General features: G+C 67.5%; 27 protein-coding genes. 17 read left to right on the top strand and 10 right to left on the bottom strand.

From position 1 onward, the window contains the following. The first annotated feature begins 49 nt into the window (after window positions 1–49). From ACTJKF_RS24330 to ACTJKF_RS24320, 3 genes are all read left to right on the top strand, one after another. Window positions 50–1,159, top strand: coding sequence for a malate/lactate/ureidoglycolate dehydrogenase (locus tag ACTJKF_RS24330; protein WP_440626808.1), 1,110 nt, complete (start codon window positions 50–52; stop codon window positions 1,157–1,159). Beyond that, window positions 1,156–1,563 carry a TfoX/Sxy family protein gene (locus ACTJKF_RS24325; protein ID WP_440626807.1) on the top strand — a complete coding sequence of 136 codons (408 nt, stop codon included), beginning with the start codon at window positions 1,156–1,158 and terminating at the stop codon, window positions 1,561–1,563. Before ACTJKF_RS24330 ends, ACTJKF_RS24325 begins: the two co-directional genes overlap by 4 nt. 249 nt (window positions 1,564–1,812) lie before the next feature. Next, a complete protein-coding gene (locus ACTJKF_RS24320) occupies window positions 1,813–2,391 on the top strand; it encodes an NnrU family protein (RefSeq protein WP_440626805.1) in 579 nt (192 codons plus the stop codon). A gap of 59 nt (window positions 2,392–2,450) precedes the next feature. Here the strand turns inward: ACTJKF_RS24320 and ACTJKF_RS24315 are convergent, their stop codons facing one another. From ACTJKF_RS24315 to ACTJKF_RS24305, 3 genes are all read right to left on the bottom strand, one after another. Continuing rightward, complete coding sequence (locus tag ACTJKF_RS24315; RefSeq protein ID WP_440626803.1) at window positions 2,451–3,188, bottom strand: sulfite exporter TauE/SafE family protein; 738 nt, start codon at window positions 3,186–3,188, stop codon at window positions 2,451–2,453. 218 nt (window positions 3,189–3,406) lie between these two features. Then, window positions 3,407–3,985, bottom strand: a complete 579-nt coding sequence (locus tag ACTJKF_RS24310; protein WP_440626802.1) for a DUF488 domain-containing protein — start codon at window positions 3,983–3,985, stop codon at window positions 3,407–3,409. Beyond that, window positions 3,982–4,209: a DUF2945 domain-containing protein gene (locus tag ACTJKF_RS24305; protein ID WP_440626800.1), complete on the bottom strand. Its 228-nt coding sequence runs from the start codon at window positions 4,207–4,209 to the stop codon at window positions 3,982–3,984. Before ACTJKF_RS24305 ends, ACTJKF_RS24310 begins: the two co-directional genes overlap by 4 nt. Window positions 4,210–4,457: 248 nt before the next feature. On the opposite strand from ACTJKF_RS24305, the gene ACTJKF_RS24300 reads away from it, so the two are divergent. The 3 genes from ACTJKF_RS24300 (at window position 4,458) to ACTJKF_RS24290 (ending at window position 7,814) form a co-directional block, all read left to right on the top strand. Continuing rightward, window positions 4,458–5,747 carry an NAD(P)/FAD-dependent oxidoreductase gene (locus ACTJKF_RS24300; protein ID WP_440626798.1) on the top strand — a complete coding sequence of 430 codons (1,290 nt, stop codon included), beginning with the start codon at window positions 4,458–4,460 and terminating at the stop codon, window positions 5,745–5,747. Between the two features lie 16 nt (window positions 5,748–5,763). After that, window positions 5,764–6,321, top strand: a complete 558-nt coding sequence (locus ACTJKF_RS24295; protein WP_440626797.1) for a helix-turn-helix domain-containing protein — start codon at window positions 5,764–5,766, stop codon at window positions 6,319–6,321. A 146-nt stretch (window positions 6,322–6,467) separates the two neighbouring features. Then, window positions 6,468–7,814, top strand: a complete 1,347-nt coding sequence (locus tag ACTJKF_RS24290) for a glutamine synthetase family protein (protein WP_440626795.1) — start codon at window positions 6,468–6,470, stop codon at window positions 7,812–7,814. A 4-nt stretch (window positions 7,815–7,818) separates the two neighbouring features. On the opposite strand, the gene ACTJKF_RS24285 is transcribed toward ACTJKF_RS24290, so the two are convergent. The 5 genes from ACTJKF_RS24285 to ACTJKF_RS24265 all read right to left on the bottom strand — a co-directional run bounded on the left by ACTJKF_RS24285 (window position 7,819) and on the right by ACTJKF_RS24265 (window position 13,379). Then, window positions 7,819–8,808: a hypothetical protein gene (locus ACTJKF_RS24285; protein WP_440626793.1), complete on the bottom strand. Its 990-nt coding sequence runs from the start codon at window positions 8,806–8,808 to the stop codon at window positions 7,819–7,821. An 87-nt stretch (window positions 8,809–8,895) separates the two neighbouring features. After that, the gene (locus ACTJKF_RS24280) at window positions 8,896–9,285 is read right to left on the bottom strand and encodes a lysozyme inhibitor LprI family protein (RefSeq protein WP_440626792.1); all 390 of its coding nucleotides are present in this window, start codon (window positions 9,283–9,285) and stop codon (window positions 8,896–8,898) included. Between the two features lie 50 nt (window positions 9,286–9,335). Further along, the gene (locus tag ACTJKF_RS24275) at window positions 9,336–10,097 is read right to left on the bottom strand and encodes an N-acetylmuramoyl-L-alanine amidase family protein (protein ID WP_440626790.1); all 762 of its coding nucleotides are present in this window, start codon (window positions 10,095–10,097) and stop codon (window positions 9,336–9,338) included. A gap of 148 nt (window positions 10,098–10,245) precedes the next feature. Further along, window positions 10,246–11,865, bottom strand: coding sequence for an FAD-dependent oxidoreductase (locus ACTJKF_RS24270; protein ID WP_440626789.1), 1,620 nt, complete (start codon window positions 11,863–11,865; stop codon window positions 10,246–10,248). Further along, window positions 11,865–13,379: a polyamine aminopropyltransferase gene (locus ACTJKF_RS24265; protein WP_440626787.1), complete on the bottom strand. Its 1,515-nt coding sequence runs from the start codon at window positions 13,377–13,379 to the stop codon at window positions 11,865–11,867. The genes ACTJKF_RS24270 and ACTJKF_RS24265 overlap by 1 nt, the downstream gene beginning before the upstream one ends. 184 nt (window positions 13,380–13,563) lie before the next feature. On the opposite strand from ACTJKF_RS24265, the gene ACTJKF_RS24260 reads away from it, so the two are divergent. From ACTJKF_RS24260 to speD, 5 genes are read left to right on the top strand one after another with little or no spacing between them, the layout of a single operon-like run. Next, a complete protein-coding gene (locus ACTJKF_RS24260) occupies window positions 13,564–13,950 on the top strand; it encodes a DUF350 domain-containing protein (protein ID WP_440626786.1) in 387 nt (128 codons plus the stop codon). Window positions 13,951–13,976: 26 nt separating this feature from the next. Continuing rightward, window positions 13,977–15,029: an SPFH domain-containing protein gene (locus ACTJKF_RS24255; protein WP_440626784.1), complete on the top strand. Its 1,053-nt coding sequence runs from the start codon at window positions 13,977–13,979 to the stop codon at window positions 15,027–15,029. 9 nt (window positions 15,030–15,038) lie between these two features. Next, window positions 15,039–16,559 carry a DUF4178 domain-containing protein gene (locus ACTJKF_RS24250; RefSeq protein ID WP_440626782.1) on the top strand — a complete coding sequence of 507 codons (1,521 nt, stop codon included), beginning with the start codon at window positions 15,039–15,041 and terminating at the stop codon, window positions 16,557–16,559. After that, a complete protein-coding gene (locus tag ACTJKF_RS24245; protein ID WP_440626780.1) occupies window positions 16,559–16,705 on the top strand; it encodes a hypothetical protein in 147 nt (48 codons plus the stop codon). Before ACTJKF_RS24250 ends, ACTJKF_RS24245 begins: the two co-directional genes overlap by 1 nt. Continuing rightward, window positions 16,702–17,079 carry an adenosylmethionine decarboxylase gene (gene speD / locus ACTJKF_RS24240; RefSeq protein ID WP_440626778.1) on the top strand — a complete coding sequence of 126 codons (378 nt, stop codon included), beginning with the start codon at window positions 16,702–16,704 and terminating at the stop codon, window positions 17,077–17,079. The genes ACTJKF_RS24245 and speD overlap by 4 nt, the downstream gene beginning before the upstream one ends. A 7-nt stretch (window positions 17,080–17,086) precedes the next feature. Here the strand turns inward: speD and ACTJKF_RS24235 are convergent, their stop codons facing one another. Continuing rightward, entirely contained in the window at window positions 17,087–17,539 is a 453-nt protein-coding gene (locus tag ACTJKF_RS24235) for a type II toxin-antitoxin system RatA family toxin (protein WP_440626776.1), read from the bottom strand. A 184-nt stretch (window positions 17,540–17,723) separates the two neighbouring features. On the opposite strand from ACTJKF_RS24235, the gene ACTJKF_RS24230 reads away from it, so the two are divergent. Together ACTJKF_RS24230 and ACTJKF_RS24225 are read left to right on the top strand one after the other, a co-directional pair. After that, window positions 17,724–18,764 (top strand): bifunctional nicotinamide-nucleotide adenylyltransferase/Nudix hydroxylase, encoded by a 1,041-nt coding sequence (locus tag ACTJKF_RS24230; protein ID WP_440626774.1) that lies wholly within the window; start codon window positions 17,724–17,726, stop codon window positions 18,762–18,764. A 74-nt stretch (window positions 18,765–18,838) separates the two neighbouring features. Beyond that, on the top strand, window positions 18,839–20,272 hold the full coding sequence (locus tag ACTJKF_RS24225) for a nicotinate phosphoribosyltransferase (RefSeq protein WP_440626773.1): 1,434 nt from the start codon (window positions 18,839–18,841) through the stop codon (window positions 20,270–20,272). 76 nt (window positions 20,273–20,348) lie between these two features. On the opposite strand, the gene ACTJKF_RS24220 is transcribed toward ACTJKF_RS24225, so the two are convergent. After that, a complete protein-coding gene (locus ACTJKF_RS24220; protein WP_440626771.1) occupies window positions 20,349–21,260 on the bottom strand; it encodes a LysR family transcriptional regulator in 912 nt (303 codons plus the stop codon). Between the two features lie 119 nt (window positions 21,261–21,379). Here ACTJKF_RS24220 and ACTJKF_RS24215 point away from each other — a divergent pair, with 119 nt between their 5' ends. The 4 genes from ACTJKF_RS24215 to ACTJKF_RS24200 all read left to right on the top strand — a co-directional run. Further along, window positions 21,380–22,654 carry a CaiB/BaiF CoA transferase family protein gene (locus ACTJKF_RS24215; RefSeq protein ID WP_440626769.1) on the top strand — a complete coding sequence of 425 codons (1,275 nt, stop codon included), beginning with the start codon at window positions 21,380–21,382 and terminating at the stop codon, window positions 22,652–22,654. Further along, window positions 22,647–23,786, top strand: coding sequence for an acyl-CoA dehydrogenase family protein (locus tag ACTJKF_RS24210; RefSeq protein WP_440626767.1), 1,140 nt, complete (start codon window positions 22,647–22,649; stop codon window positions 23,784–23,786). Before ACTJKF_RS24215 ends, ACTJKF_RS24210 begins: the two co-directional genes overlap by 8 nt. Window positions 23,787–23,817: 31 nt before the next feature. Next, window positions 23,818–24,567, top strand: coding sequence for an electron transfer flavoprotein subunit beta/FixA family protein (locus tag ACTJKF_RS24205; RefSeq protein ID WP_440626765.1), 750 nt, complete (start codon window positions 23,818–23,820; stop codon window positions 24,565–24,567). Between the two features lie 16 nt (window positions 24,568–24,583). Then, window positions 24,584–25,491: electron transfer flavoprotein subunit alpha/FixB family protein (locus tag ACTJKF_RS24200; protein WP_440626763.1), on the top strand; the 908-nt coding region annotated here is incomplete at its 3' end.

Below are 25,491 nucleotides of genomic sequence, written 5' to 3'. Positions count from 1 at the left end.
TGCCTGCCTGACCCGACCGGATCCAACCCGACCTGACGGAGCCTTGCCGATGACCGCGCTGCCGACCCCCGATACCGAAGCGCCGCGCATGCGCGCCGAACCGCTGCATGCATTCGTCGCGGCACTCTGGGAGCGGGCCGGCAGCAGCGAGCGCGAGGCACGGCTCGTCGCCGATCACCTGGTCGGCGCGAATCTGGCGGGTCACGATTCGCACGGGATCGGGATGATCCCGAACTACGTCGCATCGTGGCGGGAAGGGCAGCTGCAGTTGAACGGGCACGCGTCGATCGTCCGCGACGGCGGCGCGGTGCTGACGGTCGACGGCGGGCGCGGCTTCGGCCAGGTGATCGCGTTCGAGGCGATGGTCGAAGGGATCGAGCGCGCGCGGCGCATGGGGATCTGCGCGATCGGGCTGCGCGACGTCCATCACCTCGGTCGCATCGGGCACTGGGCCGAGCAATGCGCGCGCGCGGGGCTCGTGTCGTTCCATTTCGTCAACGTGCCGGGCGACCTGCTCGTCGCGCCGCTGCACGGCACCGATCCGCGCTTCGGCACGAATCCGTTCTGTGCCGCGTATCCGCGCGCGGGCCGGCCGCCGCTGCTGCTCGATTTCGCGACGAGCGCGATCGCGTATGGCAAGACGCGGGTTGCGTACAACCAGGGCAAGCGCGTGCCGGCCGGGTCGCTGATCGACCATCGCGGCCAGCCGACCGACGATCCGGCCGTCATGCACGCGCAGCCGTTCGGCTCGCTGCTGCCGTTCGGGCTGCACAAGGGCTATGCGCTGGCCGCGATGTGCGAGATCTTCGGCGGCGCGCTGGTCGGCGGGCATACGACCTACGGCGACACGCTGCAGAAGACGAGCGCGATCGTGAACGGCATGCTGTCGGTGCTGATCGACCCGAACGCGTTCGAGGCGGCCGACGCGCAGCGCGAGGCCGATGCGTTCGTCGCGTGGGCGAAGGCGTCGCCACAGGCAGGCGATGCGCCGGTGCGGATGCCCGGCGAGCCGGAGGAGGCGAGCCGCGCGGCGCGCGGCGCGCACGGCATTCCGGTCGATCGTGCGACGTGGCGGCAGATCCGCGATAGCGCGGCGGCCTTCGGTTTCGACGATGCGGAGCTCGACGTGTGGACGCGGCGCTGCACGGAGCCCGCATGAGCTGGCAAGCGGAGAAGGCGCACGGCGAGGAGATCGCGTACCAGCTCGCGCCGCTCGGCAAGGTGGAGGTCGCGCGGTTCTTCAGCGGCGCCGCGATGCGGCTCGACGGCGTGATGTTCGGCTTCATGTCGCGCGGATCGCTGTTCCTGCGCGTCGACGACGTGAACCGTCCGGCGTTCGTTGCGGCGGGGATGGGGCCGTTCTCGTACGAGCGGCCCACGCGCACCGTCGCGCTCGAGGGCTATTACGAAACGCCGGCCGACGTGCTCGAAGATGCCGGCGCGCTGTTCGACTGGTGTCGCGGCGCGTATCGCGCGGCGCTGCTGGCGGGGGCGCCGAAGCGCAAGGCACGGTCGAAGTCGCAGCCGGCGCCGAAACCGGCGGCGACGCGCAAGCGCACGTAGCGTCGGCCGTACGACGGCGCTGTTCCTTTCCTGTCCTTTCTTTCGATCGACGGCGGGGGCGCGCAAGCGCCGGGCTTGACGCACCGCAGGTTCCGCCCGCTTCACAACGGCAGCCCCGGTGTTTATGATCTGCGCGATTGCGTCCGTGCCCGGCGCAACCCGAGCCGGTGGCACCATCGGCCTCGCGAACGGCGCATCGAAAGCCGCGCGAATGCTTCCCCCACCCATCGTTCCAGACGGAGATAGCCGATGCTCGTCCTGATTCTCGGTTTAGCGATCTTCCTCGGTGTGCATTCGATCCGGCTCGTCGCGGACGGCTGGCGGTCAGCGACCATCGAGCGGATCGGCGAGAAACGCTGGAAGGGCCCCTATGCGCTCGCGTCGATCGTCGGCTTCGTGCTGATCATCTGGGGTTACGGGATCGCGCGCCAGGGCGTGACGCTGCTGTGGGTGTCGCCCGTCGGCGTTCGCCACCTCACCGGGATGCTGACCGCGATCGCGTTCGTGCTGATCGCCGCGTCGTACGTGCCGCGCAACCGCATCAAGACGCTCGTCGGCCATCCGATGGTGGCCGGCGTGATGGTCTGGGCGATCGCGCATCTGCTCGCGAACGGCACGCTGCATGCGGTCGTGCTGTTCGGCGCATTTTTCGTGTGGTCGCTGGTCGATTTCGTCGTGTGGCGCGCGCGCGATCGCCGCGACGGCGTCCGCTATCCGGCCGGCAGGCTGTCCGGCGATGCCGTGACGATCGTGGCCGGGCTCGTCGCATGGGCGGTGTTCGCGCTGTTCCTGCACGGGCCGCTGATCGGCGTGCGGCCGTTCGGTTGAACGGGCACGCGCGCAAGGATTGACGAGCGGGGCGCTCGGGCCGCCCCCACGCGCACGCGTCAGATCGGCTTGACGAACAGCCCGACGGTCAGCGCGGCGCCGATGCAGACGATCGCGATCCGCAGCACGCGCTCGTTCACGCGGTGCAGCGCCCATGCGCCGAGCAGGCCGCCGACGATCGCGCCGCCGCCGAGCGCGACCGCCGCCTGCCAGTGCAGTTGCGGCGAGGTCAGGAACAGCACGACCGCCGACGCGTTCATCACGCCCGCGAGCGCGTTCTTGGTCGACATCGCGTGACGCGGCGACAGGCCGGCCATCGTCAGCGCGGCCATCATCAGGAACCCGATGCCGCCGCCAAAGTAGCCGCCGTAGATCGCGATCAGGAACTGCGAGATCGCGGCCGTGACGGGGCCGAGATGCTGCGTGCCCGCGCCGGGCTTGCGGAAGAAGCTGCCCCACGCGAACACGACCGTCGCGAACAGCACGAGCCACGGCACCAGGTGCGAGAAGATCGACGACGGGGTTTTCAGCAGCAGCAGCCCGCCGAGCGCGCCGCCGACCACGCTGATCGCGAACAGCGCGCGAAACGGCAGCTTGCCGGCGCCGCACACCATGCGCCGGCTTGCCCAGCCGGTCGTGACCTGGCCGGGGAACAGCGCGACCGTCGACGTGATGTTCGCCGCGAGCGGCGACATGCCCGACAGGATCAGCGCGGGCAGCGTGACGAACGAGCCGCCGCCCGCGAGGGCGTTCTGCAGGCCGGCCCACAGGCCGGCGACGATGAGGAGAGCGAGCATCCGTGCGGGAGCGCAGAGGTGGTGGGGCGCTTGCCCGAGACGGGCACGCGCGGCGGTGGCCCGATGGTAATGCAGGATCGCGGCGGCGCAAAGCGGAGCAAGCGCGCGGCGGGGCGGGCGCGCAGCGGGGCCGGCCGGACGGCGTGCGGCGTTGCGCGAGGCGTCACGCGTTCGCGGCATCGCTTCATCGCTTCATCGCGTGTACGGTCGGCGTCGCATCACGCATTCCGCTGCGTCGCACCCTCCGCTGCTGGCGCATCGCCTTCGACATCCGGGTAGACGATCGTGCCGTCGTCACGGATCACCGCGCCGGCCGTGAGACGCGCGGGCTCCACGCGGTTGTTGCCCATGAGATGCAGCACCGTTTCGCCGCGCGCGATCAGGTAGTCGGACACGATGCGCCGGTGACAGCGCCACCACACGGCTTCCGAACACATGATCGCGCAGCGCTGCTCGTGACCTTGCGCGATCAGCTGGTCGAGGCCGGTTCGGAACTCGGGCGACAGCGCGTAGTCGGCGTAGCGATGGAAGCTGCGGTTCGTCCAGAAGTCGTTGACCTCGTCGGGCACGCCGCGCGACTTGCCGCGCAGGCCGCCGAGTTCCGCGATGTGCTCGTACGCGATATCGACGGCGGCCAGTGCAGCGGGGAGCGTTGCCTCGTTGAACTGCGGATTCGTGCGCGAGCGCGTCATCTTGCGGATATCGGCGAGCAGGGCGACGTCGACCGCGGCGAGCATCCCGACGAATTCGTCGAGCGTGCGGTTCGAATGGCCGATCGTGTAGAACGGGGGCGTCACGTGTCGTCCTTGCCGGCAATGCGTTCGAGCACGCGGCCGCGATGCGCGGCGATATGGTCGGTGCGGTCGCTCTTGATCTCGTATTGGGGATCGTCGGGCGACGCGCGATGGCGATGACCCTTGTAGTCGAAGTCCTGCGTGTGGATCGCGATGATCGTGCCGGTGACGTAACCGGCTTCGGAATTCCAGCGGACGTGGTCGCCCAACCTGAATGGCGTCGTCATGCGGGGAGCCTCCTTGCGTCGATGCAGTGTCGTCTGTCGCTGCCGTGCTCATTATCGGCGCGGGCCGCGCACGGAAAAAGAGTCAGACGGCGGAATACTGTTGTGCCGTGGGCGCAAGCGTCGTGCCGGTAGCCGGGGCGCTTTCATTTGCCCGACGAGCGGTGGTTTCCATGCTTTCGCTTGCCTCCGTGAAATTGCCATGCTAATTTTTCATGAAATTTACCGATGTAAATTTCACGGGAGTCCGCATGTTCGTGCAGTCCGACCGTCACGTCGCAAGCTACTACGCCGGCACTTACCCGGCGCCGATCCCGCAGCGTCCCGAACTGGACGAACGTATCGACGCCGACGTGCTGGTTGTCGGCGCGGGCTTCAGCGGGCTGCACACGGCATTGCGTCTCGCGCTCGCGGGCAAGCGTGTGGTCGTGCTCGAAGCGAGCCGCGTCGCATGGGCCGCGTCGGGCCGCAACGGCGGGCAGGCGCTGCTCGGCTGGTCGTGCGACATGCAGCCGCTCGAGGATTCGCTCGGCCGCGACGGCGCGCGCATGCTGTGGGACAGCATGCGCTGGGCCGCGGCCGAAGTCCGCGCGCTGCCCGCGCGTCACGGCTTCGACATCGACTACCGTCCAGGCAGCCTGTGGGCCGCGGTGCGCCCGCGCCGCGTCGCGATGCTCGCGCAGGCCCGCGACGAAGCAGCCGAGCTGTGGGGCTACGACCGGTTGCGCGTGATCGGGCCGGACGAGCTGCCCGAATGGATCGGCAGCGCGCGTTATCGCGCGGCGCTTCACGATCCCGAGGCCGGGCACCTGAATCCGCTGAAGCTCGCGCTCGGTCTCGCGCAGACGATCGAACGGGCCGGCGGCCGCATCTTCGAACAGAGCCGCGTGCTCGACTGGCGCGAGACGGCCGGCGGCCATGTCGCCCGCACCGCGCGCGGCGAAGTGCGCGCCGACGTGCTCGTGCTCGCGTGCAACGCGTACGTCGACCGGCTCGATCCCGAGCTGTCGCGCCGGTTGCTGCCGGTCGGCACCTATCAGGTCGCGACCGCGCCGCTCGCGCCGGACGTCGCACGTTCGCTGTTGCCGCACAACAGTTGCGTGATCGACAACCAGTTCGTGCCCGACTACTTCCGCCTGAGCCCCGACAACCGCCTGCTGTTCGGCGGCGGCTGCACGTATCTCGGCGGGATTCCGGCCGACATCGCGGCCGCGACGCGCCCGCATCTCGAACGCGTGTTCCCGCAACTGGGCGGTGTCGCGCTCGACTACGTGTGGGGCGGCCACATCGACATCAGCATGCGACGCACGCCGGACATCGGCCGCCGCGGTCAGCGTTTCTGGCTGCAGGGCTTTTCGGGGCACGGCGTGCTGCCGACACTCGCCGGCGCGCGCGCGGTCGCCGATGCCGTGCTCGGCGACGATCGCCTGCTCGCGCAGTACCAGCGCATCCGCAACCCGCGCTTTCCCGGCGGCGACCGTCTCGCCGCGCCGCTGGAAGCGCTCGGCAAGGCCTGGTACCGTTTGCGCGATACCGTCTGACGCACCGGAATTCAACATGAACGAACAGGAAGAGATAGAAAGTCTGGCGATCCTGATCCGCGACCTGCGCAAGCATCGCAAGGTCACGCTCAACGATCTCGCGGAACGGATCGGCCGCTCGGTCGGCTTTCTGTCGCAGGTCGAGCGCGGGCTGTCGCGCCCGACGGTTGCCGATCTCACCGCGATCGGCGAGGCGCTCGGCGTACCGACCACGTATTTCTACAGCCTGAGCAAGCCGCGCAGCGTGCCGTGGGTCACGCGTCCCGACGAGCGGCGCACCGTGTATTACGCGGCCGGCATTACCGACATCCTCGTGTCGCCGAACATGCGTTCGCGCTTCTCGATCCTCGAAAGCCATCTCGCGCCCGGCGCGAACAGCGGCGAGCGATCCGTCGACGACAGCGACGAGCAGGGCGGCTTCGTGCTCGAAGGCGAGCTGACGATCTGGATCGACGGCGACGACACGCCTGTCACGCTCGGACCGAACGATGCATTCCAGCTTCCTGCGCACCAGCGGTTTCGTTACGCGAACCTGGGCGACGTGCCGACGCGCGTGATCTGGGTGTTCACCTGAGTGGCCGGCGGGGCGGCCTGACGGGCTGCCTGGCCGGAGTGCTGGTTTGCAGTACTGATCGGCATCGGCATGTGACGTGCCGCATGCCGATGAATCGGGTTCGCCGCGTCGCGGCGCCGCCCTACAAGACATGGAAAGGATGAGACATGGCTGACGTCGTTCCCGTGCTGGTCGATGAGGTTCGCGCATTCCGGCAGGCGCATCCCGAGATCCGTTATGTCGACCTGATCTGTCTCGACCTGCCCGGACACTTCTATGGCAAGCGCTATCCGATCGACGCGCTCGAGAAGGTTGCGTCGGGCGCGCTGCTGAAATTGCCGCAGAACTGCGTGCTGCTCGGCACGCAGGGCGGCCTCTACCAGATCGGCGATTACTGCTTCAACGACGGCGACCCCGACGCGCCGCGCCGCCTGATTCCCGGCACGCTGAAGCCGGTGCGCTGGGAGCGGCAGCCGCTCGCGCAGATGCTGATCAGTTCCGACGGCACCGATGCGCCGATCGAGTTCGAGCCGCGCGAAGTGCTGGCGCGCGTGCTGCGTCGGTTCGCGGCGCGCGGGATCCGGCCGGTCGTCGCGTTCGAGCTGGAGTTCTACCTGTTCGCCGCGCAACTCGAGGACGGGATGCCGCAGTATCCGCGCGATCGCCTGAGCGATGACCGCGACGATCAGCCGAACATGCACATCGAGCGCCTGTCGCGGTTTTCCGACGTGCTGCACGAGATGGTCGAGGCCGCGTGCGAGCAGGGTGTCGATGCGACGGTGATCACGGCCGAGCTCGGGCCTGGCCAGTTCGAGATCAACTTCGGCCATACCGACGATGCGTTGCGCGCGGCCGACTGGTCGGCGCTGTTCTGCCGCAGCACGCGCGGCGTCGCGTTGCAGCACGGCTATCGCGCGAGCTTCATGGGCAAGCCGTACCTGCACGCGCCGGGCAGCGGGATGCACGTGCACGTGAGCCTGTACGACGACGCGGGCCGCAACCTGCTCGCGGCGGACGCGCAGCGGCCGCTGCGGCATGCGGTGGCCGGCTGCCTCGCGCTGCTGCCGCACGGCATGCCGGTGTTCGCGCCGAATCACAATGCGTTCCGTCGCTACGGGTCGATGGTGAACGCGGCGAGCCGTGCAAGCTGGGGTTTCGAGGATCGCGACGCATGCATCCGGATTCCGGAATCGGATGCGCGCAATCTGCGGATCGAACATCGGCTCGCGAGTGCGGACGCGAATCCGTACCTCGTGCTCGCGGCGATTCTTGCCGGGATGGAGCACGGGCTCGATGCGCGGCGCGAGCCGATCGCCCCGCTCAACGACGATCGCGGCAGCGGGATCGATTTTCCGAAGGAGATGCTGTCGGCCGTCGCGGCGATGCAGGATCACGCGGCCGTGCGCGATGGCCTCGGCAGCGAGTTCGTGATGGTGTATTGCGAGAACAAGCGGCAGGAGGAGCTCGATTTCCGCAACGAGATCGGGGCGCGGGAGTATCGGTGGTTTTTGTGACGGGCTAGCGTCCTTTGAACTTGACAAGCCCCAGCGTTGAAATGTCGAAATAGGCCTTCAACGCAGCGGCGAGCGCGAGGCGTTGCTGCAACGGTGTCGCGTTGCGCTCGAAGGCGTGCGACGCGCCTTGCTGCAATGCTTGGCGCTCGATCCCCGCCCGGGATAGGCCGAAGGCCAGGAATGGTTCGACGAAGCCAGCCGGATCATCGTCGAGACCGAGCATTGCGCTGACTTCGGATAGTGTAATCGGGCTGCTTTCGCGCTTTTCGTTGTCCGGCCCCACCGACGCGCGGATAAACTCGACCAATTTGGCATTCAATGTATTTCCCGTGTCGACGAATTCCGGGTCGCTGTGAAACGTGACGTCCAGATGGTCGGTGAAGCAGTAGTGATGCTTCAAGTCCTTGACCGGCTTGTGCGGCGGGATCGAGATCAGGCCATCGAAAGCCGGCAACTTGAAGCGTCTGCGTCCGCGGGGATAGGTGATCTCGACTTCGGTAGACGAGAAGTGGGGCGGCGCATGACGGCGGCGGGGCGAGTCTACCCACGGGCATTCTGTCGGCGCGACGACAGGCTCATGCAGGTCCAGTGCCAGACGCGTGTGAAACATCGGTGCCACGTACGCGACGCGGGTTGGGTTTTGTTTCCACAGGGTGTGCAACACGTTGTGCTGCCATTTCGTCGGATCCTTTTTGTCGGCCGGATCGCTCGGCGGTCTCAGGGCGAAGGTATGGAACGGCTTTTTGGGCCAATGCTTCGTCGTGCAGAATTTGATCCGTTGCTCGTAGAGCGGCCCCCTGGTCAGAAAGTCGCTCGTCTTGAACTGGCAATAGAAGGAAGTGAGGCCGACGATTTCCGCGTCGTAGCCCAGGAGTTTCTCCTTTCCCGGCGAGATCTTCAGCATCTTGTACGTATTGCCGGACGCGTAGAACTCGTGGACGAGCAGACGCTGGACGTAAAGCTCCAGGTCGCTTTCAATGAAATCGCTTTTCATCGCGTGGTCTCGAATCGATCGTTATTTTTATGACTGGTGCGGCACTCCCGAACCGGCGAGTGCCGCGTCGCGTGCACGGGCGGCGTGCTATTCGCCGAGCTTCGCGGTCACGCACCCCGTACTCGAGCACTCACGCTCGCGTTCGCGCAGGAACGACAGGCGCGACTGCGTCGCATCGATCGCGCACTGGAGGTTCACGAGGTAGCCGTCGTCGCGCGTTTCGCTGCAGCGGTCGTCGCGCTGCTTCATCCACGCGAGCTGGCCCGTCTTCAGCTTCGCCTGCTGATCGCCGCTCAGCTGCTTGCGCACGCGGCCGTACTGGTCGTTCAGTTCGCGGTCGAGCTGCGAGAACTCGTTGCTGCTGCAGTACACCTGATCGAACGCGCTGCGTGGCTTCCCGCAGCCGGCCGCCTGCGCGGCGAACGGCACGGCAAGCGCGAGCAGTGCGCAGGATACGAGCAGATTCTTCTTCTTCATCGTGGTGCTCCTCACTGGGTGAAAACCGTTGAAACCGACCGGCGCCGGCTTTACCGGGCCGCCGTACACGCGTCGATCCCGCCCGCGATCGCGGCGGCGAGACGCTCGATCGTCTCGCGCTGCGCGAGCCGTTTTTCCTCGTCGGGATTGACGATGACACCGGCTTCGACCAGCACGGCCGGAATCGGCGCGGTGCGCAGCACGACGAGATCGTCGAAGCGGTGGATGCCGAGGTGCGGATCGACCAGCGGACGATTCTCGCCCTTGATCGGCTGCGCGTGATACAACGACGGCCGTTCGCCGGCCGCGACCAGCCGCTCGGCGATCGACTTCGCGCAACGCAGGCTTTCCGCGTAGTGCGGATTGCGCTCCGACACGAACACGGCGAAGCCGCGGAATTCGCGTTGCCGGCCCGCATCGATGAATTGTTGCTGCATCGAATCGTGATGGATCGACACGAACAGGTTCGCGTCGGGTGCTTGCGTCGAGCGCTGGTCGAGCGCGATCTCGCGGCCGTCCGCCGACGTGCGCAGCACGCGATCGCCGTGCGCGGCGAGCTTTTCGGAAACGGCGGCGGACAGGTCGAGGTTGTACCGGTATTCGACGCGGCCGCTCGCGCCGGTGGCACCCGGATGGGCGGGCGTATGGCCCGTGTCGACGACGATGTAGCGGCCGGAGGCGGGCGGCGCGCCCGGGCTTGCGGCATCGGCCGCATGCAGCGCCGGCGGCGCGCCCAGCAGCGGGGCGCACGCGAGCAGGCGCGCGGCGGCGCGCGCGAACGGGCGAAGGCGTCGAACGGTTCGGTGTGTCATTGTTGTTGTCGAGGAGGGCATGCGGCGCCGCGCATGGCGCGATACCGCCGGCCTGCTCAAGGCAGTCGGAATGTCGCGCGATTATAGCGGTTGCCGGCGGCGCCGCAATGACGGAATGCGCGCCGCCGCGCACGCCGGAAAACGGTGCTCAGGCGAGCACGCGCCGGGCCGCGAGCATGCCCCAGTACGACGCTTCCTCGAACAGCGACAGCCCGGACAGGTCCGCATGCGCGAACACGACGGGGCCGTCGGCGTCGCGCAGCGCGAGCAGCCCCGGCCGGCTCAGGAAGCCGACATCGGGCGTTGCCATCGCGTGGCCGCGCACGGTGATCTCGAGCGCGGCCGCGTGCTTCCACAGGTCGCGTCCGTACACGGCCCGCAGGTCGATCGCCGCCTGCTCGCGCAGCGCGTCGGGCTCCGCCTGCGCGAGCCAGCGGCGCGTGTCGTCGGGCGTGCGCGTGCTCAATGCCTGATAGGCGGAGAAGACGGAGCGCGTCGGCGGCGACATCCGGATCAGCTGGTGCGTCGACACGACATAGCCGAGCCCCGCGCCGTCGTAGACGACGTTGTCCCACGCGAGCGGCACGCCGGCTGCTTCGGCCGGCATGCCGTCGAGCAGGAAATTGGACACGAGCCACGGCGCGCGCGGCGGCAGGTCGCGCGCGGGATCGAAGCCGTACGCGTGCAGTTGCGCAAACACGCGCGCCGCGACGAACAGCGGCATCGCGCTGACGACGCGCCGCGCCTTCAGCATGAACGTCGCCAGCGTGCCGTCGTCGGCGATGCGTGCGCACAGCACCTCGACGCCGTCCGCGCGCTCGGTTGCCCGAACGGCGAAGCCGTCTCGCGACCAGGCATTCGATCCGGTGCGCGCGTTGATCGAATCGGTCAGCTTCGTCACCATCGTGTGCAGCCCGTCGGGCCAGGTCAGCACCGCGCCGTCGCTCGCGTTGCGCGCATGGCCGCCGCGCGACGAGAAGTAGTGCAGCCCGGCCCAGGCGGACACGTGCTCGTAGCCCGCGCCGTAATCGTCGCGGCAGCAGTAGTTCAGATACCAGTGCAGCGCGGCGGCGGTGTAGCCCTCGTCGAGCAGCCACTGTTTGAACGAACGCCGGTCGAGCGCGCGCCAGCGCGGGTCGCGCGACGATTCCGCGAGCGGGATGCAGAACACCTTGCGGCCGTCCGCGCCGCGCGCGGTGCGCAGGCCGTCCGTGTATGCGAAGAAGCGCGTTTGCTGCGCGAGCGCGTCCGCGTCGAGGCCGGCGGTCGGCACGATGCCGTCCTGCCACTGCCCGCCGATGAACAGGCGTTCGTCGGGCGCATGCACGAGCACGCGCTCGTCATACACCGGTTGCGCGGAGAACGGCGCGGATTCGATCACGCCGAGATCGGCGAGCATGTCGCGCAGATGCGCGGATTCGAGCGAAGGCAGCGGCAAATAGTGCGCGCCCTTCGGATAGCCGAGCTCGCCGAAGCGGCCGCCGGCCGCATTGCCGCCGAATTCGGGGCCGGCGAGCACGACGAAGCGCGTGTGACCGGCGCGCGCGAGCTGCCATGCGCACGACAGCCCGGCCGCGCCGGCGCCGAGGATCGCGACGTCGATCTCGATCGTGCCGGACGGCGGCGGCAGCGCGGCGTGGTCGCGCAGCGCATGGCCTTCGCGCATGCCGGGGTAGCCGATGCGCGGCGTCGTCTCGATCCAGCCGGTGCGGCCGCATGCGGCGAGCGACGCAGCGGCGGATGCGACGAGAAACGTGCGGCGATCCATCAGCGCAGCACGTGCTTCCAGTCGTCGTCGAAGCGGCGCACGAGCGGCTGGTCGTTGAGTTCGTTGGGCGACATCGGCAGCGCCGGCATGTCGGCCGGGAAATGGAACATCTCGACGGCCGTCTGCGCGTCGAGCCAGCGCGTCGGCACCGAGTAATGCGTCGGCACGGTGAAGTCGCGGCGCTTGCCGGCGATCACGAAACCCCAGTCGCCGAACGACGGCACGTAGCAGTGGTACGGCCAGGTGTTGAGCCCGGCCTCGTGCAGCGTCGCGATGATCGTCCAGTACGCATGCGGCGCGAAATACGGCGACGTCGACTGGATCACCGCATAGCCGTTCTCCGACAGGTGGCGCGCGAGCAGCCGGAACACCGGCACCGAATACAGCCGGCCGAGCCCGAAGTTGGTCGGATCGGGGAAGTCGACGACGATCGCGTCGTACACGTCGGCGTTCGATTCGAGCCAGCGCACCGCGTCGTCGTTGATCACGTGCACGCGCGGATCCTTCAGCGAGCCCTGGTTCAGCTTCACGAGCGGCGCGGAGGTCGAGAACAGCTTCGTCATCGCGGGATCGAGATCGACGAGCGTGATCTGTTCGAGGTTGCGGTGCTTGAGCAGCTCACGCACTGCGAGGCCGTCACCGCCGCCGAGCACGAGCACGCGTTTCGCCCACGGCAGCGCCTCGATCGTCGGATGGATCAGCGCCTCGTGATAACGATGCTCGTCGCGCGACGAGAACTGCAGGTTGCCGTTCAGGTACAGCCGCATGTCGTCGTGCCACTGCGTGAGCACGATGCGCTGATACGGCGTCGTTTGCGAATAGATCGTCTCGTCGCCGTACACGCCGTGTTCGGCCCAGTGCGTGATGCGGTCCGACAGCGCGAAGCCGGCGACGAGCAGCCCGATCACGAGCGACGCGCGCATCAGCTTGCCGCGCACGTTGCGGATCTCGTCGCGGAACAGGTGCGTGGTCCACAGCGCGACGAACGCGTTCAGCAGCCCGAACAGGAAGCTCGTGCGCAACAGGCCGAGACGCGGCGCGAGCACGAGCGGGAAGATCAGCGACACGGCGAGCGAGCCGAGATAGTCGAACGTCAGCACCTCGCTGACGGTATGGCGGAACGCCTGGCGGCGCTGCTGGAACGCGCGCATCACGAGCGGGATCTCCATCCCGATCAGCAGGCCGAGCGCGAGCACGAGCGCGTAGAGCGCCGCGCGGAACGGCGCGGCCAGCCACGCGAACACCGCGAACAGCAGCGCGGCCGACACGCCGCCGAGCAGGCCGACGAGCAACTCGATGTCGACGAAGCGATCGAGCACGTCGTCGTCCTCGACGAACTTCGCGAGCCATGAGCCGATCCCCATCGCGAACAGGTAGCAGCCGATCACCGACGAGAACTGCAGGATCGAATCGCCGAGCAGGTAGCTCGACAATGCGCTGCTGATCAGTTCGTAGCCGAGCCCGCACGACGCGAGCACGAGAATCGACAGGACGAGCGCGCGCTTATGCAGCATGGCGCGTCCGTTGTGCAGTGTTCGTCAATGTGGATATACTGGCGCGGATTTTCGTGGGGCGGCCATCCGTGGGGCGGCCATCCGTGGGGCGGCCATCCGTGGGGCGGCCATCCGTGGGGCGGCGACGCGCCACGGGCCGGCCGGAGAGGGGGCGGCGAACCGAGCACAAGATCCGAGGAAAAGAATGAATAGTGCCTATCTTTATGCGGTTCATTTACTGTCGGCGTTCGTGCTGCTCTTTGTGTTCGCGGCAGTGTACCTGAAGGTCACCCCGTTCGACGAACTGGCACTGATCCGCGACGGCAACGCGGCCGCGACGCTTTCGTTCGGCGGTGCGCTGGTCGGTTTCTGCCTGACGCTCGCGTCCAGCATCGCGCACAATTCGACGCTCGGCGAAGTCGTGCTGTGGGCCGTCGGCGCGATGGCCGTGCAGCTCGTCACCTATGCGGTGCTGACCCGCCTGATTCCCGGCATGAACCATGCGATCGAGGATCGCAACGTCGCGATGGGCGGCCTGATGGGCACCGCGTCGCTCACCGTCGGCATCATCAATGCCGCCTGCCTGACCTGACGCGCCACGCGCTCGAGGAGACCGACATGAGTCTGGGTTCGTTTATCCGCAAGCAGTTCGTCGACGTCCTGCAATGGACGGAAGACACCGACGGCGTGCTGGCCTGGCGCTATCCGATGCAAGACATGGAAATCCGGTACGGCGGCAAGCTGACCGTGCGCGAGACGCAGGTTGCGATCTTCGTGAACGAAGGCAAGGTCGCCGACCTCTTCCAGCCGGGGCTGTACACGCTGGAAACGAACACGCTGCCGGTGCTCACGTACCTGAAGAACTGGGACAAACTCTTTCAGTCGCCTTTCAAGTCGGACGTCTATTTCTTCAGCACGCGGCTGCAGCTCGGCCGGCGCTGGGGCACCGCGCAGCCGGTGACGATCCGCGATCGCGAATTCGGCTTCGTGCAGGTGCGCGCGTTCGGCATCTACTCGTACCGGATCGTCGACGCAGGCGCGTTCCATCGCGAGGTGAGCGGCACGCGCGCGCAGTACACGGTCGACGATCTCGAGCAGCAACTGCGCAACCTGGTCGTCACCGCGATGAGCACGACGTTCGGCTCGGCCGACGTGCCGTTCGTCGACATGGCCGCGAACCAGTCGCTGCTGTCGCAGCGCATCGCCGAGGCGCTGGTGCCGGTGTTTACGCGCTACGGGCTCGCGCTCGATGCGTTCGCGGTCGAAAGCGTGTCGCTGCCGGCCGAGTTGCAGAAAGCGCTCGACCTGCGGATCGGCGCGGGGATGGCCGGCGATCTCGCCCGCGCGACGCAATACCAGACCGCACAGGCGATCCCGCTCGCCGCTCAGAACCCGGGCGGCATCGCGGGGGTCGGCGCCGGGCTTGCGGCCGGCGCGGCGATCGGGCAGGCGATGGCCGGCCAGATCGCGGGCGCCGCGCATCCGGCGCCGGCCGCGCCGCCCGCGCCCGTCGCGGCACCGGTTGCCGCCGCGCAGCCGGCCGCTCAGGCGGAGGCGACCGATTACGTGCAGCGTCTCGAACAGTTGAAGGCGCTGCTCGACAAGGGCCTCGTGACCGAAGAAGACTATTCGCGCGCGAAGGCGGAAATCCTCGCGAAGCTCACCCGGTAAGCGTCGCGCATGTTCAGTACTTCGTGCCCCCAGTGCGGCGCGCCGGTCGAGTTTCGCTCGGCGGCGGCGGTGATGGCCGTCTGCGCGTTCTGCCGCAGCACGCTGCTCAAGCGCGGCGCCGACGTCGAGCGCATCGGCGAACTGGCCAGCGTGCTCGACGACGCGTCGCCGATCCGGATCGGCACGGCAGGCCGCTACGGCAAGCGTGCGTTCACCGTGCTCGGCCGCATCCAGATGACTTACGACGCCGGCACGTGGAGCGAGTGGTACGTCGTGTTCGACGACGGCGCGTTCGGCTGGCTGTCGGATGCGTCGGGCCAGTACGCGGTCACCGTGCGCGAGCCCGACGATGCGTCGGGCGGCGCGTGGCCTGCGTTCCACACGCTCGAACCCGGCATGCGGATCGATCACGGCGGCCGCGCGTATCTCGTGTCCGACGTGCGCACCGCGCGCTGCACGGGCGGCGACGGCGAGCTGCCGTTCCGCGTCGATGCGGGCTGGGAAGCGCGCGTCGTCGACCTGCGCACCGGCAACGCATTCGCGACCTACGACTATTCCGACGCCGATGCGAACGGCGGAAGCCCGGCCGTCTATACGGGCGAGGCGCTGGCGTTCGACGCGCTCGCGTTCACCGGGCTGCGCGATGCCGACACCGACACGCGCGAGAAACGCGGCGCGCAGATGGCGCCATTCGCGTGCCCGAGCTGCGGCGCGCCGCTGTCGTATGCGCCGAACGTGGCCGACTATGTCGTGTGCGGCAGCTGTCATGCGGGCGTGCAGTGCACGGCCGAGCAGCAGACCGTATTCGCCGCGCAGCGCAAGCTCGATGCAGTGAAGGGCGCGCTGGAACTGGGCGCGGTCGGCTCGTTCGACGGCGTGAAGTACACGGTGATCGGCATGATGCGTTGCCGCGTGCCGGACGACGACGAGACGTGGGACGAATACCTGCTGTTGAACCCGAAGCGCGGCTTCCTGTGGCTCGTGCAGAGCGAAGGGCGCTGGGAGCGCGTGCAGGTGCTCGATCACTGGCCGACGATCGGCGGCGAGTCCGACGTGGTCGACGGCGGCAAGACGTATCGGCTGCGCGAAGCGTACGACTCGGAAGTCGTGTACGTGGTCGGCGCGTTCAACTGGCGCGTGCAGGTCGGCGACCGCACGTCGATCGCCGATTACGGCTGGCAGAAGGACAAGCTCACGCGCGAGCGCAGCACCGCGGAGATCGTCTGGTCGCACGCGCGGCCGTTGTCGGCCAGCGCGCTGGCCGAACGCTTCGCCACGCCGGCGCTCGCGCAGGCGGACGTTGCGCCCGCAACGGGTTCGGCCGGGAAATCGACGGGCCTGTTCGACGCGAAGTACCCGCACAGTTTCGCACCGCTGCCGATCGTTTTCAGCGCGATGCTCGTGATCCTCAACCTCGGTTCGCTGTTCTCGTTCAGCGGCCGCTCGGTCTACGTGCTGATCGGCCTGCTCGTGCTGTGGCTGCCTGAATGGCTGTGGAAGAGCTTCGCGTCGGATGGGGGCCATTCCTGATGCGTCACATTCTCTATGGGCTCTACGGGCTGATCGTCGTCACGTTGTTCAGCTGCACGTCGCTTGGCGGCAGCGGCGCGGGCGGCAGCGGGTGGGGGAGTTCGTCGGCACGCAGCGGCTACTCGTCGTACGGGTCGCACAAATGACCGCCCGCGACAGTCTCGCTGCGCCGCGCACGACGCTCGGCTCGCACGTGCTGGCCGATCTCGCCGGCATCGACGCGACGCTGTTGCGCGATGCCGCGCGGCTCGAGTCGATTCTCACCGATGCCGCGCAGCAGGCCGGCGCGCGCGTGATCGGTGCGCATTTCCATCATTTCGGCGGCGAGCATGGCGTGACCGGTGTCGTGCTGCTCGCGGAATCGCACATCACGATTCATACGTGGCCCGAACACGGCTTCGCGGCCGTCGACGCATTCATGTGCGGCGTCGCGTGCGCGGCCGACGCGGTCGATGCGATTGCCGCCGCGCTCGGCTCGCATGCGCAGGCGCGGCAGCAGGTGGCGCGCGGGGGCGCGTGAGCGGCGCTCAGCGCGGCAACGCTTCGGCCTCGGCCCAGCGCTTGAACGAGTCGAGACGCCGGCGCGTGTGCACGAGATAGAACGCGCCGATCAGCGGTTCGAGCAGCCAGCGCAGCCAGGCGGGCTGCGCGCGGAAGTGGTACGTGAACTTCACTTCGGTCGTGCCCGGCGTGCGCTCGGTGAAATTCCAGCTGCCGCTGAAGCGTTCGAGCACCTTCGGCCCGTCGACCATCTCGACGGCCGCGACCTGCGGCGGGCGATACGAGATGTAGCGCGACACCATCGTCGTGCCCGACTGGCTGCGGCAGAACGCGTCGACACCGACGTCGGCCGCCATCCCGTCGAGCAGATAGGCGTCGGAGAGGAAGCTGTCCCACACGAGCCGCCGCGCGTAGTCCTGCGACCACGTGAAGAGGCGCCTGCGATCGACGCCGACGATCCGGCTGACTGTGATCCTCATGATGGGCACGGGCGCGACGGCGCGGATTGGGATGAAATCGAGTGTAACCCGCCAAAACCGTGCACTTCTTCAGACTTCGTCAAGTCGAGCGCGTGCTCGATTGATCTTCTCCGGGAATTCACCTACGATCGAAACCATGCCTTCGGGACAGACCCGAAGCGTTTCAATCTCTTGAGGGAGCCTCATGAGTACGCAACAGAGCCCGCGCTTCGACGCGCTCGTTTTCATTGGTCGTTTCCAGCCTCCGCATCGTGGTCACCTGAACGTGCTGAAGTCGGCACTGAGCCGGGCCGGGTGCGTGTGCGTGCTGATCGGGTCGACCGACAAGCCCCGCACCATCAAGGATCCGTTCTCGTTCGACGAGCGCCGCCAGATGCTGGCTTCGCTGCTGGATGCGTCCGAGCGTGAGCGCGTGACGATCGCGCCCGTGCAGGATTCGACGTACAACGACGGCGACTGGGTGCGCTGGGTGCAGGATGCGGTGGCCGGCGCGCTCGGCGACGTCGCGCAGCGCAAGGTCGGACTGATCGGCCACGAGAAGGACGCCACATCGTATTACCTGCGGATGTTCCCGCAATGGGAGCGCGTCGACGTCGATGCGACCGAAGACATCTCCGCCACCGAGATCCGCGACCAGTATTTCGCCGAACGCACCAACAGCTTCGTGCAATGGGCGGTGCCGGAACCCGTGTTCGGCTGGCTCGAACGGTTCCGCACGCAGCCCGAATTCGCGCAGCTGAAGGCCGAGGCCGAGTTCATCGCGGGCTATCGCAAGGCGTGGGCGGCCGCGCCGTATCCGGTCACGTTCGTGACGGTCGACGCGGTGGTCGTGCACTCCGGCCATATCCTGCTGGTGCGCCGGCGCAGCGAACCGGGCCGCGGCCTGTGGGCGCTGCCGGGCGGGTTCGTCGAGCAGGACGAACGGCTCGACGCCGCCTGCATTCGCGAACTGCGCGAGGAGACCGGCCTGAAGCTGCCGGAGCCCGTGCTGCGCGGCTCGATCAAGGATCGTCAGGTGTTCGATCATCCGACCCGCTCGCTGCGCGGCCGCACGATCACGCACGCGTGCCTGTTCAACTTCCCGACCGGCGAGCTGCCGCGCGTGAAGGGCAGCGACGATGCCGACAAGGCGCGCTGGGTGCCGCTCAACGAATTCGCGCAGATGCGCAACGTGATGTTCGAGGATCACTTCGAGATCGCGTATCACTTCCTGGGGAAGCTGTGATCCGCTGATTCCCCGGATTCCGGTCCGCTGCGACAGACGCGGCGGCACGTCAACGGCCTAGAGGAGCTCTAGCCATGCAAAACGATCCCGGCGGCTTTGCCGCGGTTCTCGCCAATCCGATCCTCAACACGGATTCGTACAAGGCTTCCCACTTCCTGCAATATCCGCCCGACGCGCAGGCGATGTTCTCGTACGTCGAATCGCGCGGCGGCCGCTACGACCGCACGCTGTTCTTCGGCCTGCAGATGCTGCTGAAGGAATATCTGTGCCGCCCGGTCACGCACGCGATGATCGACGACGCGCGCGATTTCTTCGCAGTGCACGGCGAACCGTTCAACGAGGACGGGTGGCGTCATGTCGTCGAGCACTACGACGGTTACCTGCCGGTGAAGATCCGCGCGGTGCCGGAGGGCTCGATCGTGCCCGTGCACAACGTGCTGATGACCGTCGAATGCGATGATCCGAAGGTGTTCTGGCTCGCGTCGTATCTCGAGACGATGCTGCTGCGCGTGTGGTATCCGGTGACGGTCGCGACGCGCAGCTGGCACCTGCGGCAGACGATCCGCCGCTTTCTCGAGAAGACCGACGACGATCTCGCCCAGTTGCCGTTCAAGCTGCACGACTTCGGCGCGCGCGGCGTATCGAGTGCGGAGTCGGCCGCGATCGGCGGCGCGGCGCACCTCGTGAGCTTCATGGGTTCGGATACGGTGCTCGGCGTGCTGGCCGCGAAGCGCTTCTATCGCGAGCCGATGGCCGCGTATTCGGTGCCGGCGGCCGAGCACAGCACGATCACGGCGTGGGGGCGTGAGCACGAAGCCGATGCCTACCGGAACATGATCGGCCGCTTCGGCCTGCCCGGCGCGATCGTGTCGGTCGTATCGGATTCCTACGATCTGTTCGCCGCGCTCGACATCTGGGGCGGCCCGCTGCGTCAGGCGGTGATCGATTCGGGCGCGACGCTCGTCGTGCGTCCCGATTCGGGCGACCCGGTGACGATCGTGCTGCAGACCGTGCGCGCGCTCGACGCGTCGTTCGGCGCGACCGTGAACGGCAAGGGGCGGCGCGTGCTGAACCATGTGCGCGTGATCCAGGGTGACGGGGTCGACGAGCAGTCGATCGGCGCGATTCTTGCCGCGCTCGACGAGACGGGCTACGCGGCCGGCAACGTCGTGTTCGGGATGGGCGGTGCGCTGCTGCAGCAGGTCAATCGCGACACGCAGCGCTTCGCGATGAAGTGCTCGGCGATCCGGCGCGGCGGCGTGTGGCACGACGTCCGCAAGGATCCGGTCACCGACCAGGGCAAGCGCTCGAAGCAGGGGCGGCTGACGTTGCTGCGCAATCGGCGCACGGGCGAGTACCGGACGGTGGCGCTGCCGGTTGCATGGGACGACCGTGCGCTGGAAGGCGAGTGGGACGAAGCGCTCGAAACGGTGTTCGATACGGGGCGGATGCCGGTCGAGACGACGTTCGCCGAGGTGCGGGCGAGGGCGCACGCGGGCGAGCGGTAAAGCGATTGTCGGGGCGGCGCGCCAGCGTGCGTCGCCCCGACGCTGCGCGCGTCGCGCACGCGGCCCATCCGTTGTTTCAAGGCCCGGTTCGTGTGCGCGTCGCTTCGGCGACCGCGTCGCGCACGCAACTCGCGGCAATTTCCGACGCGCGCGTGCGTGCCGCGCGCGCCAGGCGCGCGATCACCAGTGGCTGGATCACGGTCGATTCCCGGATTGCACATTCCACGACGAGCGGCGAGCGCGTGACCGCCGGGCTTTGCGTGATCAGCAACGACACGCCGAGCCCGCTCGCGACCATCGCCCGCACCAGCTCGATCGACACAGCGCGATAACGGACCTTCGGCGACAACCCGCATTGCCAGAATGGTGCCATCAGGAAGTCGCGGCTGTGCGGCAGGTCGATCAGGATGAGCGGATGCGCGGCGAGATCGTGCAGCGAGATCGCGCGCTTGCGCTTCGCGAGCACGGACGCGGCCGGCACGAGCGCATAGGGCCGCAGTTCGGCGAGGCATTCGCGCTCGATGTCTTCGGGCAGGCCGACGTCATACATCAGCGCGAAATCGATCTGCTGCTTGTGCAGCGCCATGTCGAGCTGCGCCAGATCGCCTTCGACGAAGCGGATTTTGAGGCGTGGATGGCGCGCCTGCGCGAGTTCCAGCACGCGCGGAAAGTAGACCGGCGCGATCGTGCTGAACACGCCGATATGGACGACGCCGCCGGGCTCGTCACCGATGTCGTCGGTCGCGAACGCGGACGCCGACGCCAGCAACTGGCGCGCCTCGGCAAGCTTGCGTTCGCCGAAATGCGTGAGCGTCATCCGGGTACCCGCGCCGCGTGTGAACAGCGGGTCGTCGAACAGCGCCTCGAGCTCCCGGATCGCCACGGAGATCGACGGTTGCGACACGTTGAGCCGAACCGCGGCCGCGGTGGTGCTGCCCGATTCGGCGGCGGCGACGAAATAGCGAAGCAGTCTCAGCGACAGAGCCATGTCGAACCCATATGAAAATCTTATAGGCGTTAATTTATTCCGATATTTTATCTGATCGCCCCGCTCGAACAGAATCACTGCATCGGCCGACTCGGCCCGACCTTCAGGAGAAAGATGCCGTGACTGTGTCCAGGCTGCCGCTCGACGGCATACGCGTGATCGATTTTTCCCGGGTGCTGGCGGGGCCGTTGTGTTCCGCATTGCTGGGCGATCTCGGCGCCGACGTGATCAAGATCGAGCCGCCGGCCGGCGATGACTACCGTGCGATCGGTCCGTTCGCAAACGGTGAGAGCGGGCTGTTCGGTGCGATGAACCGCAACAAGCGCAGTGTCGTGATCGACATGAAGACGTCCGGTGGCCAGGCGCTTGCGCAGTCGCTGTGCGCGAGCGCGGATGTCGTCGTCGAGAACTTTCGCCCCGGCGTTGCCGATCGGCTCGGGATCGGTTACGCGACGCTGTCGGCGCGCAACCCGGCGCTGGTGTATGCGAGCGTATCCGGCTTCGGGCAGACCGGCCCGGAATCGCACCGGCCGGCGTACGACATCATCCTGCAGGCGATGTGCGGACTGATGGATGCGACCGGCTCGGCGGACGGCGAGCCGACGCTCATCGGCGATTCGGTGTCCGACGTGGTCAGCGGCATTTTTGCGTCATGGGGCGTGCTCGCCGCGCTGGTCGCGCGCGATCGCACCGGGCAAGGCACGCATGTCGATGTGTCGATGTTCGATGCGACGATGAGCCTGACCGCGGCACTCGTCGCACGTTACGCGACCACCGGCGTTGCGCCGCGGCGCGTCGGCAACCGCCATCCGACGTCCGCGCCGTTCGGCGCATATCGCGCCGCGGACGGTCATTTCGTCGTCGCGGTGCTCAACAACAAACTGTTCGGTCTGCTTGCGGATACGATCGGCCAGCCGTCGCTGAGCGACGATGCGCGTTTCGCGTCCGACACGTCGCGCTGCGAACATGAAGCGGCGTTGCGCGCCTATCTCGAGCAATGGGCCGCGACACGCTCGGTCGACGAGGTCAACGCGACGCTCGCCGCGGCGGGCATTCCGGTCGCGCCGATACAGAACATCCGGCAAGCGCTCGAAAGCGAGCAGGCCCGCACGCGACGCCTGCTCGTCGACACCACCGCAGCGGACGGCTCGCCGATCCGGCTGCCTGCCCAACCGCTCAAGTTTTCCGCGTATCCCGACATGCGCACCACACGCGCACCGAAGCTCGGCGAACACACGCGCGCCGTGCTTGGCCGGATGCTCGGCCTCGACGACGCGACGATTGCCGCACTGGCGAAGGCCGGCGTGATTCACGCGGCGCGCGACATGACCGGCACCGGCGATACCGGACCGTCACGACAGACCGAAACCGATCAGGAGATGAACGATGCTTAAACGACTGGGCGTCGGCGACGCCGACCTCGAAATTGCCGACGCGATCCGCCGTTTCGCACAAGCCGAACTCGCGCCGCATGCCGCGCAGGTCGACCGCGACGAGACGTCGACGACGCGTTATGTGTCCGCGCTCGCCGAACTCGGCGTGATGGGGATGAACCTGCCGGAGCGCTGGGGCGGAATCGGTGCGTCGCCGGCCGCGATCATCCTGTCGCTGGCGGAGATCGCGAATGCGTGTGCGGCGACGTCGTCGATGATCGGCGCGCACTACCTGGCGACGGACTCGGTACTGATCGGCGGCGACGATGCGTTGCGCGCGCGTTACCTGCCGGCTGCCGCCAGCGGCGCGAAGCTGGGTGCGTTTGCCCTGACCGAACCGCAGGCCGGTTCCAATCCGGCCGGCATGGCGACGCAGGCCGTGCGCGACGGGGACACCTACCGTATTCGCGGCGTCAAGCACTTCATCTCGAACGCCGATGCCGCGCAATTCATCGTCGTCTATGCGAAAACCGCACCCGAGCTCGGGACGCGCGGAATCAGCGCGTTCGTCGTCGATCGCGACACACCGGGCGTGTCGGTGTCGGCGCCGGAGAAGCTGATGGGTATTCACGGCGCGCCTGCACATGAAGTGGTGTTCGATTGCGTCGTGCCGGCATCGAACCGGCTGGGCGACGAGGGGAGCGGCTTCCGCACCGCGATGAAGGTGCTCGACAACAGCCGCCTCGACGTCGCGGCGACGAGCCTCGGGATCGCCGAAGCCGCACTTGGCGATGCGATCGACTGGGCAAGGCAGCGGCACGTTGGCGGCGAGACGCTCGCGAGCAAGCAAGGGCTGCAATGGCGATTCGCCGACATGAAGACGCGGCTCGAGGCGGCGTGGCTGCTGACGCTGCAGGCGGCGGCCCGGCGCGAAGCCGGCGAGCCGTTTACCGACATGGCGTCGATGGCGAAGCTGTATGCGTCGGAGATGGTCGCGTTCGTGACCGATGCGGCGTTGCAGATTCACGGCGGCTACGGCTTTACACGCGAAATGCGAATCGAGCGGCTGGTTCGGGACGCACGCATTCTGCGGATCTACGAAGGCTCGTCGGAGATCCAGCGCACGGTGATTGCACGCACGATGCTGGCGTGACGACGAACGAAATCGGACAAGGAGACGAAGCGTGAAGGTATTGGTGGCTGTGAAAAGGGTCGTCGACGCGAATGTGAAGGTCGGCGTGAAGTCGGATCAAACGGGCGTCGACATCGCGAACGTGAAGATGTCGATGAACCCGTTCGACGAAATCGCTGTTGAAGAAGCGGTGCGCCTGAAGGAAGCGGGCGTGGCGACCGAAGTGATCGCCGTGTCGGTCGGCGTGGCGCAAGCGCAGGAAACGCTGCGCACGGCGCTGGCGATCGGCGCGGATCGCGCGATCCTCGTCGAATCGAACGACAGCGTCGAGCCGCTGGCCGTCGCGAAGATCCTGAAGGCGCTGGTCGACAAGGAGCAGCCGCAGCTGGTGATCCTCGGCAAGCAGGCGATCGACGACGATTCGAACCAGACCGGCCAGATGCTGGCCGCGCTGGCAGGGCTGCCGCAAGCGACGTTCGCATCGAAGGTCACGATCGCCGACGGCAAGGCAACGGTCGCACGCGAAGTCGACGGCGGCGCGGAAACGCTGTCGCTGACGCTGCCGGCGGTCGTCACCACCGACCTGCGCCTGAACGAGCCGCGCTACGTGACGCTGCCGAACATCATGAAGGCGAAGAAGAAGCCGCTGGAAACGGTGAAGCCGGAAGAGCTGGGCGTGGACGTCGCGCCGCGTCTGAAGACGCTGAAGGTGGTCGAGCCGCCGAAGCGCGCGGCCGGCGTGAAGGTGCCGGACGTGAAGACGCTGGTCGAGAAGCTGAAGACCGAAGCCAAGGTGCTGTAAGAGGGAGCGCAAAGAAATGACGATTCTGGTGATTGCAGAACACGGCAACGCGTCGATCAAGGCCGCGACGCTGAACACGGTGGCAGCGGCGGCCGAAGTTGGCAAATTCGTTGGCGGTGACATCCACGTGCTGGTCGCGGGTCACAACGCGCAAGCGGCAGCCGACGCAGCAGCGAAGATCGCAGGTGTTTCGAAGGTACTGCTGGCCGACGCGCCGCAACTGGCCGAAGGCCTGGCGGAAAACGTCGAGGCGACCGCGCTGAACATCGCGAAGGATTACTCGCACATCCTCGCGCCGGCCACCGCGTACGGCAAGAACATCGCGCCGCGGATCGCCGCGAAGCTGGACGTCGCGCAGATCTCGGACATCACGGCGGTCGTCAGCGCTGACACGTTCGAACGCCCGATCTACGCAGGCAATGCGATCGCGACGGTGCAGTCGAGCGACCCGATCAAGGTCATCACGGTGCGTGCAACGGGTTTCGATCCGGTTGCCGCGGAAGGCGGCAGCGCATCGGTCGACAAGATCGAAGCGGCGGCAGATGCCGGCAAGTCGCAGTTCGTGAGCCGTGAAGTGACGAAGCTGGACCGTCCCGAACTCACCAGCGCGAAGATCATCGTGTCGGGCGGCCGCGGTCTGGGCAGCAGCGAAAACTACACGAAGGTGCTGGAGCCGCTGGCGGACAAGCTGTCGGCAGCACTGGGCGCCTCGCGCGCCGCAGTCGACGCCGGCTACGTGCCGAACGACTACCAGGTTGGCCAGACCGGCAAGATCGTCGCACCGCAGCTGTACATCGCGGTCGGCATCTCGGGTGCGATCCAGCATCTGGCCGGCATGAAGGATTCGAAGGTGATCGTCGCGATCAACAAGGATCCGGAAGCGCCGATCTTCAGCGTGGCCGACTACGGCCTCGTCGGCGATCT

Source organism: Burkholderia sp. 22313, from assembly GCF_052045245.1.
Classification (GTDB): domain Bacteria; phylum Pseudomonadota; class Gammaproteobacteria; order Burkholderiales; family Burkholderiaceae; genus Burkholderia.
The sequence above is the reverse complement of the archived record's forward strand: the minus strand, read 5'-3'. Positions and strand labels throughout refer to the sequence as shown.